The sequence below is a fragment of the Blautia sp. OM07-19 genome, from assembly GCF_003481595.1.
Classification (GTDB): domain Bacteria; phylum Bacillota; class Clostridia; order Lachnospirales; family Lachnospiraceae; genus Blautia_A; species Blautia_A intestinihominis.
Window position 1 is genome coordinate 52291 of the sequence record NZ_QULA01000005.1, and the last position, 14853, is coordinate 67143.

10 protein-coding genes are annotated in these 14853 nt (G+C 45.6%); 8 read left to right on the forward strand and 2 right to left on the reverse strand.

Annotated elements, in window-relative coordinates:
- Positions 1-13: 13 nt before the first annotated feature.
- The 7 genes from DXC01_RS05445 (at position 14) to DXC01_RS05475 (ending at position 10892) form a co-directional block, all read left to right on the forward strand.
- Positions 14-847: a DNA-3-methyladenine glycosylase family protein gene (locus DXC01_RS05445; RefSeq protein WP_118698464.1), complete on the forward strand. Its 834-nt coding sequence runs from the start codon at positions 14-16 to the stop codon at positions 845-847.
- Between the two features lie 11 nt (positions 848-858).
- Entirely contained in the window at positions 859-2448 is a 1590-nt protein-coding gene (locus DXC01_RS05450; protein ID WP_118698465.1) for an inositol monophosphatase family protein, read from the forward strand.
- Positions 2449-2666: 218 nt separating this feature from the next.
- Complete coding sequence (locus tag DXC01_RS05455) at positions 2667-6383, forward strand: penicillin-binding Tp47 domain C-containing protein (RefSeq protein WP_118698466.1); 3717 nt, start codon at positions 2667-2669, stop codon at positions 6381-6383.
- Positions 6384-6468: 85 nt separating this feature from the next.
- Positions 6469-8259 carry an FMN-binding protein gene (locus DXC01_RS05460; protein WP_022214062.1) on the forward strand — a complete coding sequence of 597 codons (1791 nt, stop codon included), beginning with the start codon at positions 6469-6471 and terminating at the stop codon, positions 8257-8259.
- 39 nt (positions 8260-8298) lie between these two features.
- Positions 8299-8862 carry an FMN-binding protein gene (locus tag DXC01_RS05465; RefSeq protein WP_022214061.1) on the forward strand — a complete coding sequence of 188 codons (564 nt, stop codon included), beginning with the start codon at positions 8299-8301 and terminating at the stop codon, positions 8860-8862.
- Positions 8862-9701 carry a 4Fe-4S binding protein gene (locus tag DXC01_RS05470; protein ID WP_118698467.1) on the forward strand — a complete coding sequence of 280 codons (840 nt, stop codon included), beginning with the start codon at positions 8862-8864 and terminating at the stop codon, positions 9699-9701. Before DXC01_RS05465 ends, DXC01_RS05470 begins: the two co-directional genes overlap by 1 nt.
- Before the next feature lie 144 nt (positions 9702-9845).
- A complete protein-coding gene (locus DXC01_RS05475) occupies positions 9846-10892 on the forward strand; it encodes an FAD:protein FMN transferase (RefSeq protein ID WP_118698468.1) in 1047 nt (348 codons plus the stop codon).
- Positions 10893-11047: 155 nt separating this feature from the next.
- Here the strand turns inward: DXC01_RS05475 and DXC01_RS05480 are convergent, their stop codons facing one another.
- Together DXC01_RS05480 and DXC01_RS05485 are read right to left on the reverse strand one after the other, a co-directional pair.
- On the reverse strand, positions 11048-11533 hold the full coding sequence (locus DXC01_RS05480) for a Gx transporter family protein (RefSeq protein WP_022214058.1): 486 nt from the start codon (positions 11531-11533) through the stop codon (positions 11048-11050).
- 30 nt (positions 11534-11563) lie between these two features.
- Positions 11564-11932, reverse strand: coding sequence for a NusG domain II-containing protein (locus tag DXC01_RS05485; RefSeq protein WP_022214057.1), 369 nt, complete (start codon positions 11930-11932; stop codon positions 11564-11566).
- A 329-nt stretch (positions 11933-12261) separates the two neighbouring features.
- On the opposite strand from DXC01_RS05485, the gene secA reads away from it, so the two are divergent.
- Positions 12262-14838 (forward strand): preprotein translocase subunit SecA, encoded by a 2577-nt coding sequence (secA, locus tag DXC01_RS05490; protein WP_118251843.1) that lies wholly within the window; start codon positions 12262-12264, stop codon positions 14836-14838.
- The last annotated feature ends 15 nt before the right edge of the window (positions 14839-14853 follow it).

Genomic DNA, 14853 nt, shown 5'->3' on the forward strand with positions numbered 1-14853 from the left:
GACGGAGAAAAATATGATTACAGTAGAGCTGGATAATTTCAGCCTGAAACAGATCTGTCAGTCCGGTCAGTGTTTCCGGATGAGAGAGACAGAAGAAAACACGTATGAACTGATCGCAGGAGATCAGTATCTCAAGCTTACACAGGAAGGGACGATCGTAACTTTTCATTGCAGTGATGTGGAATTTCTCTGTTACTGGGTTCCGTACTTTGATATTGATGCGGATTATGCAGGCTATATCGAGAAGATCAATCCACGTGACCATTACCTGAGTGCGGCGGCAGAGTGCGGGAGCGGCATCCGGATCTTGCGTCAGGATCTGTGGGAGATGATCATTACGTTTCTGATCTCACAGCAGAATAATATTTCCAGGATCCGTGGATGCATTGACAGATTATGTAAACGATACGGTGAGCAGAAATATTCCGAGGAAGGCGTGGAATACTGGACTTTCCCGACAGCGGAACAGCTGGGAACGGCGACGGAGGAAGAACTCCGGGCACTCGGAATGGGCTATCGCGCGAAATATCTGGTGGAAACGACACGAAGTATTCTGAGCGGAGAGGTCTCGCTGGAGAAACTTTACCGCATGCGTTATTATCGCAGGGCAAGACAGGAATTGATGAAACTCAGCGGCGTGGGAGAGAAGGTTGCTGACTGCATCTGTCTGTTTGCACTTCACCACATGGATGCATTCCCGATCGACACACATATCCGCCAGGTTCTGGACATACACTACAAAAGAGGATTCCCGAACCGCAGATATCACGGACTTCGGGGAATCATGCAGCAGTATATTTTTTATTATGAACTGACTGGTGCGGCGGATATTCACCGCACGAAATGAGGAGACAGACTATGGAATATGTTGTAAAAATCATCGCAGATGTTCTGGCAGCGCTCTACCAGACAGCGGGAGCATCCCTTCTGCTGGCGGCACTTGTCATGTGCGTCTATATGCTTGGCAGGAAACAGGGAGCCGGTCCAGTGGTTCGGGCATGGATCCGTCAGTTCCGCACAAGCGGCTGGTTCAGGAAACATTTTTTCCTGGTATTTTATGTAAGTATGATGCTGTTTCGGACACTTTTGTGCCGGACAATCTGGGGAAATCCTCTGGATCATGTGCTCGGCATCTGGAGTTTACATAATAATGGAGAGCTTTACACAGAGAATTTTGAAAACCTGATCCTGTTTCTTCCGTTCATCGTCCTTTTGTTCTGGGCACAGGAAGAAAGAGACCATTATAAGGAAAAAAGTATTCAGGATGTCCTGATCTTAAGTTTCAAGATCAGTTTCCTGTTTTCGCTCGGCATCGAGTTCTGTCAGTTGTTTTTCAAACTGGGAACCTTCCAGCTTGCAGACCTGTTCTTTAATACAGTGGGCGGACTTCTCGGTGGAATCTGGTACTGGGGATTTGACAGAAGCCGCAGAAAGATTGAGAGTGCGATTCGCAGATTTGGCGGCTGGGATGTGACACCATGGAGATCCGCGGATGAGGAGCAGAAATCTTCCGGTACATATGCAATGACGGAGAATCCATCCATGGACCGCTCTGTTTCAGAAGCAATGGGAGAAAATGCCACACCTGAGATCAAAGAAGATCCGAAGGAACGAATGGATTCCAGATACCGTGCGATCGAGCGTCTGATCCGCGAAGCCGGCAAAAAGATGGTCAAGGCCAGACCATCCGATGCAATGATCCATCAGAAAGAGGGGCTTGCGAACTTCTGCACCGATTACGATATGGAGATCCAGAGGTTCCTGATCAAAGGATTCAGCGAGATCCTTCCGGGAGCAGCTTTCTTCGGAGAAGAAGATACCGAGGGAAATGCCGGTGCACAGGCAGATGGCGAGTTTACCTTTTATATTGATCCGATCGATGGCACGACGAATTTTATGTTTGATTATCATCACAGCTGTATTTCTGTCGGGCTTGCACATAAGGATCAGATGATCGCTGGTTTTGTCTATCATCCGTACATTAATGATATGTATATTGCGATCCGCGGCAAGGGAAGTTACCTTAATGGCAAACGGATCCAGCTTGCGGATAAATCCGTCACGGAGGGAATCGTGGAGTTCGGCTGTGCAAGATACAACGAAGCCGGAATCGACTGGCTGTTCCGTGTGGTCAAAGATATGTTCCAGAACAGCCTTTCCATCCGTTGTGGCGGTTCAGCGGCATTGGGACTCTGCCGTGCGGCATCTGGAAGCAATACGGTCTATCTGGAACTGAAACTCCAGCCATACGATTATGCGGCGGCATCCGTGATCCTGGAAGAAGCCGGCGGCGTGATCACACAGATCGACGGAAGTCCGATCACACTCCACGAAGGCTGCTCGATCATCGGCGGCACACCGAAAGCGTGGAAAGAAAGCAAAGAAGTTTTTGAGAGACTGAGAGACAGTTCGGCAGAAGGGACCACAAAAGTAAAACTGAATAAATGACAAATAATATGCACCTGCTGTATCGGGAATGTTTACCTGGTATAACAGGTGTATTTTGTTATACTTTTATTGAAAAAGAATTATCAATAAGATGTTAAATGAGAAAAAAAGTCAATTCACAGGTTAGAAAATTCTAACTGAAATATAGACAGGAATATAGGTTTGTGGTATAAAATAATAGTTAGAAATACCTAACGGAAAGAAAGAGGAGGAAGAAGATGGCAAATCAGAAATTGTTAAAGAAAGTAGCTCCGGTAGTGCTCAGTGCAGCTATGGCAATGACAAGTATGCCGACAGTTGCAATGGCGGCTGATTTTTCAGACAGTGATGTAGTTTCAGATGCTGTAGAAGTAGAAGAAACACCGGATGCGGAGACTGAGACAGAAGTAGAGGTAGATACAGAAGAAGTTGCTGATGATACTGCAGATGTAGATGTGGTAGAAGATGAGGATGCAGACACAGCAGAAACTGATTCTGAGGAAGATCTGTTCAGTTCCGAGTTAACAGAGGACGAGTTTTCTGATCAGGCAGGCGATGACCAGATAACAGGCGAAGCATACGTTCTCATGAACATTCCTTATGACGATTTCTATAAGGCAGAATTAAAGAATAACGATGTCAAAGTCGATGCATTTACCTCTGCCACATTGAACAAATCCAGAACAGCGGGTATGATGAATGGAAATTCAGCTTATCATACAGATGTAGAAGGAACAAATCTGGCAGGTGTCACCTTCCCTGTTAAAGTAAGTGATCTTGCACTTCTGAAGGATCAGAAAAAGGTGACAGACGATGATTCCGTAACGATCACAGTCACAAACAAAGGACAGACAGCAAGCAATACTTATACAGGAAAAGATTCTCTGATCGAGAATGCTTCCTACTCTTATTATGTACTGTCAGAAGTTCCGGGTTATTATAAAGAACTGACAGTAAATGAAGATGGAAGCTTTACCTTCAGTGATGTTAAGGGTGCACAGGAGAAAACAGTTGAAGCAACAGCAGAACTGAAAACACAGAGCAAATATGGAGATTATCAGCTGAAGATCAATAATGAAACCTTCTCTTCCCTGATCAGTACAAGCACGGATAAAATCTATGGTGCAACGGTTAATACAACAGATGGTACAGAGTACGGTATGCGTCATCTGGAAAATATCTGGAAAGGCTATGAACTGGCATGGTGCACAGGTTTTACTACAAGTGTTCATGGATGCCCGACATCATCTGAACATTATAAATCCATGATGGGAAAAACCATTGACAGTGTTACTTATTACACTGACAAGGGAATCATCACATTTGATGTTAATGATGAAAAGGTTCTGACAAAAACAGGCGTAAAAGCAACAGTTGCAAACATTCATACAACAGATACAGAAGCAGCAGTCACTCTGGATGGCACTCTTCCGGAAGGTTTTGCAGCAAAATATACTGTTGACGGAACAGAAGTTGCATATGCAGATGGCAAGATCACAACCGGAACACTGGCAGCAGGTTCCCATACTCTGGTTATCAGCGATGAAAATGGCGAATATGCACCGATCCAGGCTTCTTTCTATGCAAAAGAGGCAGCTGTACCGGCAGCTTACGATGCTGAAAACAGTAAACTTGTACCGGCAGAAGGCTCTACAGAAGAGCAGCTGACAGCTTACATCAAGACAATCACTGCTGTAACAGTAGGAGATAAGACTTATCAGGCCACCGGAAAAGGTTCAAAAGTGATCGTCAAAGAAGACGGAACACTGGATCTTACAGGTATTGAAGTAACAAACGGAACTAAATTTGTTGTAACTTCCAGCGGATATGATGATTTTGCGTTCGATTATGAAGTTGCAGAATATAAATATGTATATGCAGGACTTACCTGGGCTCAGTACTGGGCAGCAGAAGGTGTATATGCAGCAGGTGATGCAACTGCTTCAGCAGACAAAGATACAAGAGGTGAGGCAGACCTTGGAGCGTTTGATACTGTAACAAGAGCAACTACAAACCACGGTCTTCACAGAGGAAGCTTCCAGACAACTGCAATTATTAAAGGTGAGAAAGGTTCTTATGCCGTTTCTTACTGGGAAGGACAGACAACAGTTGTATTCACAGACGGAACAAAAGCTACATATAGCAGGGGAACTCTTACATTTGAAGATGGTACAACAGATGAAATGCTTGACTATGAAGTAAGCGGTCTGAAATATGTACCGGTTAAAGTAAAAACTTCGGATTATGAAGATTTCAAAAAGGCTTATACAGTAGTAGAAAATGATGGAACACTGGTTGGTGGATACGGAGAAGTTAATCTTCGGTCTTATAATCTGACAGCAGATGTTACGGCAAATACAAATGGTCTTAAGACAGCTACAAAGAATGAAGATGGTACATTCAGCTTCAGCGCAAGAGCAAATGGAACAGATTCAGGTGTTAAAGATGCAGCCCTCAAAAAAGCAGAAAATATTACCACAACTGTAAAAGAAGCAAGTGGCAACTATGGTGAGTTCCTGAGAGTTGACCTTACAGGAGATGGATACGGAGATCTTGGTGCTGCAATGCAGGCTGTTAAATGGACATACTATGGAAACGACAGCACTTGCACAAATGCACTTCAGACTTACGGAACAAAATTTGCAGCAGATAACTGGATGCACAAATCTATGGGTATTCAGCTTGGCCTTACAAAATCCCTGCGCTGCCAGCTTCCAGAAGGATACGACGGAACAGGATACTGGACACTGACCGTATATGCTCTTGGATACGAAGACTTTACTGTACAGTTCCAGGCAACAGATGCAAATATTGTAAAACCAGCAAAAGAAGAAGTGGATACAACTGCACTTGAGGCAGTGATTGCAGAAGCAAAAGCACTGAAAGAAAGCGACTATACTCCGGCAAGCTGGGTAAATGTTGCAAACGAACTTGAAGAGTGCGAAGAAATGCTTGCAAATATTGACAAACAGACACAGAATGGCGTTGATGAGCAGATTACACATCTGAGAGAAGCAATTGATTCACTTGTAAAAGCTGAGTTCAAACTTAACGTTGCTTCAGGAACACTTTATACTCAGGATAAAACATCTACAACCCTCAAGGTAACAACCAACCTGGCAGGAACTGTAACATGGAAATCCAGCAATACAAAAGTTGCAACTGTAGACTCCAAGGGTGTTGTAACAGCCAAAGCAGCAGGTACAGCAAACATCACTGCTACTCTGAATGGAAAAACAGCAACTTACAAAGTAACTGTCAAGAATGCAATGTCCATCAACAAAACAGCTGTCACAGTTTATGTTGGAGGAACACCTGCTTCCTATACACTGAAAGCAACATCTGCAATCGGTGGAACAGTAAAATATGCAACAAGCAACAAGAGCGTTGCAACTGTAAGCTCCAAAGGTGTTGTAACAGCAAAGAAAGCAGGTACAGCAGTAATCACAGCTACAGCCGGAAAAGCAAAGATCACCTGCAAAGTAACTGTTAAGAATCCGAGCATTGCAGCAAAAGCAGCAAAAACAACTATTTATACAAAAGGTCAGACTTCTACAACAATCGCAGTGACCAAGAGCGGTGTTTCCGGAACTGCGAAATTTACAAGCAGCAACAAGAACATTGCAACCGTAGATTCCAAAGGTGTTGTAAGAGCGAAAAAAGCCGGAACCGTTAAGATCACAGTTCAGGTAGGAAAGCTGAAAAAGGTAGTAACGGTATCTGTTAAAAATGCATCTCTGAAACTTTCAAGAACAGCAGCAACAATCAACAGAGGCAAAACAACTACCATCAAAGTAAGTGCAGTTCCAACTGGAAAAGTTACTTACACAAGCAGCAACAAAGGCGTTGCAACTGTAACTTCCAAGGGCGTTGTAAAAGGCGTTAAGAAAGGTACAGTAGTTATCACTGTGAAATGCAGCGGCATGACAGCAAAATTTAAAGTAACTGTAAAATAAAAAGTTATAAAGTCAGCACAAAAGACGGGGGCCGTTTTTTAACAGCCCCTGCTTTTGTACGTTTTGAGATAATACAGGAGACACTATGAAAAAACAGGACAAAAAGGATTTTCCGGACAGAAAAAATTATATCAAGCTTCTTCCGGCAGCGGCAGTGATCGCAGCAGTGGCGGTGACTGGTGTTCAGGGAAAGGCCGGAAGTACGCAGAAAGTACAGTCAGAGAGTGCCGATGTTAAGGATGCAGAAGAACTGACCGGGCTGATTACAACAGCATATTCCTATGAGGATTTTTCAGATGGAACTTCTTCTTCAGCAAAAACAGGCAAAACTGCTTCCAAAAAGGCAAAAGCCGGAATCAAAAAAGGAACGGCAAAAACACTTCCGGATGAATCTCAGAAAACTTCTGCGACAGGACAGGGAACTACATCTACTCCGACTGTATCCGTTCCGGAAGGCGGATATAAGGATGGTACTTATCAGGGAAGCGGCACAGGATTTGGAGGCACGGTCAGTGTTCAGGTAACGATTTCCGGTGGAAAAATTACTTCGATTGATGTTCTGAGTGCCTCCGGCGAAACTCCCTCTTATTTTGCCTCTGCACAGGGGGTGATCAGCAGGATGATCTCCGGTCAGACTCCGAATGTTGATGCTGTCAGTGGAGCAACCTATTCCTCCAATGGAATCATTCAGGCAGTACAGGATGCTCTGTCAAAAGCGGCGAATACAGATGCAAAGACAACACCGACACCAACCGTGAAGCCGGTCGTAACAGCAAAACCAACACCAAAACCGGCATCTATTCCGAAACCGGCAGAAAATGTGACCTATAAAGACGGAACATACAGCGCAGAAGCAGAAGGCTTTGACGGACCGGTTAAAGTGACAATTACCATCAAAAACGGAAAAATCACAAAAATCACAAATACAAATACAGATACGAAGGAATATTTTAGCAAAGCATGGTCTAAGATTCAGCCTGCAATTCTCAAGAAGCAGGGCGTATATGGCGTAGATACCGTAAGTGGAGCAACTTTCTCATCCAATGGTATTCTGGAAGCTGCTCAGAAAGCACTGGCGAAAGCAGAGACAACAACTGCCAAACCGACTGTGAAACCAACAGCTACGCCTACTCCGACAGCAGAACCAGATATCCCAGAACCAGATACACCGACTTCTGAATATCAGGATGGTACTTACACAGGGAGAGCAAGAGGGTATTCTGGATTTGTCTATATTACAGTAACTATTAAGGATGGAAAAATTATAGAACTGACGAATACGAACACAGACACAGATTCTTTCTTTAAGAAAGCATGGAAAGTATTACAGCCTGCAATTCTGGAAAAACAGTCTGTAGATGGAATTGATACCGTAAGCGGAGCAACGTATTCTTCGAATGGAATTCTTGGTGGAACCCAGAAAGCACTGGAAGGTGCAAAAATTACGCCAACCCCAACAGAAACCCCAGTTCCAACAGTGACACCGGAAATTACTGTTACACCAACTCCAACGGTAATACCAGAAGCAACTCCAACACCGGAACCGACTGCTGTTCCGACAGAGACTCCAACACCGGAACCGACTGAAGAACCGGCAGGAAGATACAGAGATGGAACTTACACGGGAAGCGGAGCCGGAAATTATGGAGCAGGAAGCGTAACAGTAACAGTTACTATCTCCGGAGGACAGATTGTTGAAGCATCCTACAGTACACTTGATGATGAAGAGTATTTTGATGAAGCATGGAATTCTATTTATAATCAGGTAATGGGAAGTCAGTCAGCTGACGGTCTGGATGCTGTATCTGGGGCAACTTTTTCCTCACAGGGCATTATTCAGGCATTTCAGAATGCACTGAGTCAGGCTCAGAATTAACACATATTAAAAAATAATCAACAGGAGTAACGAGAAAAAATGAAATACCATAGTTTTTATATGCGAGTTCTGTGCCTGATCCTGATCATCGGCGCAGTCCTGGGCTATAATTTTATGCAGAAAAATGATACACAGGCACAGGAGATCACAGAGCTTACAGACCGCGTGAGTGCGCTGGAAGAACAGCAGCAGGAAATGCTGACTGCCCTCGAAGATGCGGCAAAAGCGCAGGAAGAAGCCAAGGCTGCAGCCGCAAACGCTTCTTCAAAGGAGACAGCAGGTGATATCACAGCTGCGGACAGCAGCAATGCAGACATATCTGATGCTGATAATGTATACAAAGACGGAACCTACACAGGTGAAGCACAGGGATTTGGTGGAACCATTCAGGTTCAGGTAACACTTGCCAGCGATGAGATCACCGACATCCAGGTGACAAGCGCACCGGGCGAGGATTCTGCTTATCTCTCACAGGGAGAGGGCGTTATCAGCTCCATTCTCTCCGCACAGAGTACAGATGTTGATACCATTTCCGGAGCAACCTTCAGCTCTACCGGAATCATCAATGCAGTTGTAGATGCATTAGGAAAGGCGGAAAACTGATGAAAAAAAGGCAGAGAAAAGTCCGTCTGATCCGGGCTGCCATACAGCTTGTATTTTTCATTGTGGCACCGGCACTTTTTTCCACCGCGTTTGCGGGAGTTAAGTCGATCTTTCAGGCGATCGCGGCAGGACAGCCGGTGACATGGAATTCCTTCCTCGATGTTACAGGCGCACTGCTTCTGATCACGGTACTGTTCGGAAGACATTTCTGCGGATATGCGTGTGCCTTTGGTTCTCTGGGAGATGCCATGTACGAGCTGACCTTATTTATCCGCCAGAAAGTTTTTCATAAGAAAGGCAGACATGGATATCCGGAAAAAGTGGTTCGCTGTCTGCAGAAAGTGAAATATATCCTTCTGGCATTTATCCTCCTTTCCATTTTCACCGGATGGTATGCAAACCTCCAGGGAATGAGCCCGTGGGATGTATTTTCCATGCTGACAGCGCGGAAACTTCCAAATGCCTCTTACAAGATCGGAATCATCTTACTTGTCCTGATCCTGATTGGCATGTGTACACAGGAGCGTTTCTTCTGCCAGTTCCTGTGCCCGATGGGAGCTGTTTTTGCGCTGATGCCGATCCTGCCGTCAGCGTTATTCAAAAGAGACCCTTCCAAATGCCCTGCCAAATGCGGTCTCTGCAAAAAACGCTGCCCTGCACATCTTGATATTGACGGAGATACCCCTCTTTCCGGTGAATGTATCTGCTGTCATGCGTGCGAGGCAACCTGCCCGCGTAAGAATATCCAGATCGGACAGGAAGTGGAGGAACTGAAAGAAGAAGCAGCAGTTTCAAAAACACCAGTGAAGCGAGAGAAAAGTGCAGCTGTTTCAAAATAATGGTGAAGTTACTGCGAATAGTAACAAGTTAATAATATATAACTTGCCGCAAAAACAAAACTGTGGTAAGATATAACCGAAAAATTAAAACGCATTCGTTGTATGTCACAGCGGATGCGTATTTCGGTTATAAAGGAGAAATATATGCGTAATTTTCATAAAAAAATCGCCTGTACACTGACAGGTGTGATGCTTTGTGGCACGCTTATGGGAGCAGTGCCGGTTCTGGCGAAAGATGCGGAGAAATATACAAATACAGATTTTGCGATGGATACGGTAGTTTCTGAGACGCTGTATACAACAGGAGATGACCTGAACGCAGAGATCGGAAATAAGCTCCGGGAGATCGAAAGCGGACTTCTGTCCTGGACGGACGAGGACTCACAGATTTCGAAGCTGAATGCGGCAGCGGGGGAGACGACAGAAGTTTCCGATGAGCTTGCCGGGTATCTTGCACAGATCGAGCAGCTTGCTGATGATTCAGGTGGAGCTTTCGATCCGACACTTGGCAAGGTGATCCGTCTGTGGGATATCGACGGCGAGGACCCGCATGTGCCGGAGCAGTCCGAGCTTGAAGCACTTCTTAAGGATGTTGGCTATCAGAACGTGACTCTGGATGGGAACAAAGTCACTCTGGCAGAGGATACCACTCTGGATCTGGGTGCGACCGGCAAGGGGATTGGTTGCGATGTGATCTCAGAATTTCTCAAAGACCAGAAAGAAGTCGAGGGAATGATCCTGAACCTGGGCGGCAGCAGTGTCATGGCTTATGGACAGAAACCAGACGATTCCCCATGGAAAGTAGCAGTCACAGACCCGAGAGACACAGAAGGTGATTATCTCGGCGCGATCACGATCAAAGGCGGCGAGTTCCTTTCTACCTCCGGTGATTACGAGAAATATTTCATGGAAGACGGCAAACGCTACCACCACATCCTGGACCCGAAGACGGGCTATCCGGTATGGAACGGATTAGATTCCGTGACGATCGTCTGCGACAATGGACTTCTGGCAGACGGACTCTCCACCGCATGTTTCGTTCTTGGAATGGATGATGCAATGGAACTGCTGGAGAAATATGATGCAGATGCAATGTTTGTGGATGAAGACAAGAATATCTATTTGACGGACGGGATGAAAGAACGATTTGAGTTAATGAAGAACACCTACACCGTAAAGGTTGTGCAATAGTTCAGGAGCAAATGTGATTTTGCGATGCTTTATTTTGGTGTTAAAATTATTTTGAGCATCGAGAAATGAATTATACTTTAAAAACGATGCATAAGACCAAGGGGACGGGTACAGTGGCGATTTAGTGCCATTGTACCCGTCCCCTTGGGTTTTTCCTAGAACCGAATACGTTTCAAAACCTCACTTGTCAGAGTCCCGATCAGCAATCCGGTGATCACCCCGGAGATCAACAGCGCCGGCGCATAATAAATCAGCCCGGACGTCATCGTGATCAGACTCGCAATAATAAGCTGCCCGATATTATGTGACACGCCCCCGGCGACGCTGATTCCAAGAATGCTGAAGCCAGATTTTTTCTTCATAAGAGTCATAACGGTAAGACTGAGTGCAGCCCCGGCGAGGCTGTAGAGGATACTGAACAGATTTCCAAACATAAACCCGATCACAACGATCCTCACAGCGGAGACAAGTGCCGCTTCCTTCCATGTATATTTCTCAAGGATAAAAAGTACCGCAAGGTTTGCAAGTCCAAGTTTCATTCCCGGAATCCCCGCAAAAAACGGGATCAGCGATTCTACATAGCCAAAGATGATCGCAACTGCGGCAAACAGTCCTAGATTGGCGATTTTTTTCTGGTTCATAATGTTTTCCTTTGTAAAGTAGAATAAGGGTCAGACAACAGTGTCAAATTCCGGTGAGGTTTCATCGGAACCGGAACCCTTTTCCCCCTCGATCACAACTTTGTTCGGCAGGCAGACGATCGTTCCGCCGGTGCTGTCAACGGCTTTCTGTTTTAGGCAGAGATGGTCCGGACAGTCGGCCTCGATCATTTTGACCTCGCCGTTTTTTATTTCGCATACATTGGTATCTCCGATGGAGATCACCTGATCCTTTGAAAGAGAATACGTGCCATATTCTTCACCATCTACCGTGATCCGGATCGAACCGTAATGCCCCTGACGCACCAGATACATCCCGCCCCACAGGATCAGGGCAAAAACTACGATACCAATGATAAATGTCAGTTCTTTTTTCTTCAAATAAATAAACCTCTGTCTTAGATAAATGTTAGTTTGTTACGGTTTACAGGTTCCCATATAGAATCAATCATAGCATATCTGTCTGTGTATGACAAGAAAAAGTTAGCACTAACGAACAGGAGCGGATTTGCCAAAAATCTGGACACATTTTGTTTATTAAAAATTCATTGTTTTCCCTCTATGAAAGTGGTAAAATAGAGAAGATGTGACGTTAAGGTGTTAAGTAAGCCATAACGAGTAACTGCCGGGCGGTCATGAAACCGTGGGCAGGAGTTGTAGAATGGGAAATAAGAAGAACAAACAAGAATAAAGACAAACAGGAGTAAAGTATGAATATATTTTCAAAAGTATTCGGGACACGTAGTGAGCATGAGGTAAAGAGAATCATGCCACTGGTAGAGAAAACAGAATCTCTTCGCCCGGAAATGCAGAAATTAACAGATGAACAGCTGAGAGACAAGACCAGAGAATTCCGTAAACGTCTGGACGAGGGAGAGACACTGGATGATCTTCTTCCGGAGGCTTTTGCAGTTGTTCGTGAAGGTGCGAAACGAGTTCTTGGCATGGAGCATTACCGTGTACAGATCATCGGTGGTGTCATTCTCCATCAGGGTCGTATCGCTGAGATGAAGACTGGTGAAGGTAAGACCCTCGTGTCTACCCTTCCTGCATACCTGAATGCCCTCGAAGGCAAGGGTGTCCATATCGTAACTGTCAACGACTACCTGGCAAAACGAGATGCTGAGTGGATGGGTAAAGTCCATGAATTCCTCGGACTGACTGTAGGCGTTGTCCTCAACGACATGAAACCGGAAGAGCGCCGTGCAGCATACGGATGCGACATTACTTATGTAACAAACAACGAACTTGGATTCGATTATCTTCGTGACAACATGGTTATCTACAAAGAGCAGCTTGTACAGAGAGATCTGCACTATTGCATCATCGATGAGATCGACTCCGTCCTGATCGACGAGGCACGTACACCTCTTATCATTTCCGGACAGAGCGGCAAATCCACCAAACTTTACGAAGTATGCGATATCCTGGCACAGCAGCTTGAGCGTGGTGAAGCCAGCCATGAGATGACCAAGATGGCAGCTATCATGGGCGAGGAAGTTGTCGAGACTGGTGATTTCGTTGTCAATGAGAAGGACAAGATCGTCAACCTCACCGAGCAGGGTGTCAAGAAGGTTGAGAAATTCTTCAATATCGAGAACCTGGCAGATCCGGAGAACCTGGAGATCCAGCACAATATCATCCTTGCACTCCGTGCACACAACCTGATGCATAAGGACCAGGATTACGTAGTTAAGGATGACGAGATCCTGATCGTAGATGAGTTTACCGGACGTATCATGCCGGGTCGCCGTTATTCTGACGGACTTCATCAGGCGATCGAAGCAAAAGAGCATGTCAAGGTCAAGAGAGAGAGCAAGACTCTTGCTACTATCACATTCCAGAACTTCTTCAACAAATATGACAAGAAGGGCGGTATGACCGGTACAGCACTTACCGAGGAGAAAGAATTCCGTGATATCTATGGAATGGACGTTGTAGAGATCCCGACTAACAGACCGGTACAGCGTAAAGACCTCGAAGATGCCGTATACATGACCAAGAAAGAGAAATTCAACGCAGTCGTAGAGGCTGTTAAGGAAGCATATGCAAAGAAACAGCCGGTACTGGTTGGTACGATCACCATCGAGACTTCCGAGCTCATCAGCAAGATGCTCCGCCGCGAGGGAATCCCGCATAAAGTCCTGAATGCGAAGTTCCATGAACTTGAGGCAGAGATCGTTGCACAGGCAGGTCAGTCCGGTGCTGTTACCATCGCGACCAACATGGCAGGTCGTGGTACCGATATCAAGCTCGATGACGTTGCAAGAGAAGCCGGCGGTCTCAAGATCATCGGTACAGAGCGTCATGAATCCAGACGTATTGATAACCAGCTCCGTGGACGTTCCGGTCGTCAGGGAGATCCGGGTGAATCCCGTTTCTATATCTCTCTTGAGGATGACCTGATGCGTCTGTTCGGTTCTGAGCGACTGATGAAAGTATTTACATCCCTCGGTGTTGCAGAGAATGAGCAGATCGAACACAAGATGCTTTCCAACGCGATCCAGAAGGCACAGGAGAAGATCGAGTTCAACAACTTCGGTATCCGTAAAAACCTTCTCGATTACGACCAGGTAAATAACGAGCAGCGTGAGATCATTTATGCAGAGCGCCGTCAGGTACTGGATGGAGAGAACATGCGCGATGCCATCTACAAGATGATCACAGATATCGTAGACAGTACTGTAGATATGTGCTTCTCCGATGATGTAGATTCCGAAGAGTGGGATCTGGATGAGTTCAACACAGCACTGCTCCCGATCATCCCGATCAAGGCTTTAACTAAGGAAGATGTCAAAGGCAAGAAGAAAGACGAGATCAAGCACGAGATCAAAGAAAAGGCTGTCAAACTCTACGAAGCCAAAGAAGCAGAGTTCCCGGAAGCAGAGCAGCTTCGTGAACTGGAACGTGTCGTTCTCCTGAAATGCATCGACAGCAAGTGGATGGATCACATCGACGACATGGAGATTCTCCGTCAGGGAATCGGCCTTGTAGGATATGGTCAGAGAGATCCGGTTGTTGAGTACAAGATGAGCGCTTACGAGATGTTCAACAACATGATCAGTGCGATCCAGGAAGATACTGTCCGTATGCTGTATCATGTAAATGTAGAGCAGAAGGCAGAGCGTGAGCAGGTTGCCAAAGTTACAGGAACCAACAAGGATGATTCCTCCGCAAAAGCTCCTGTTCAGCGTAAAGAAGACAAGATTTATCCGAACGATCCATGCCCGTGCGGAAGCGGCAAGAAATACAAACAGTGCTGCGGACGTAAATTAATGAAAGCATAATAGAGCAGATAATAA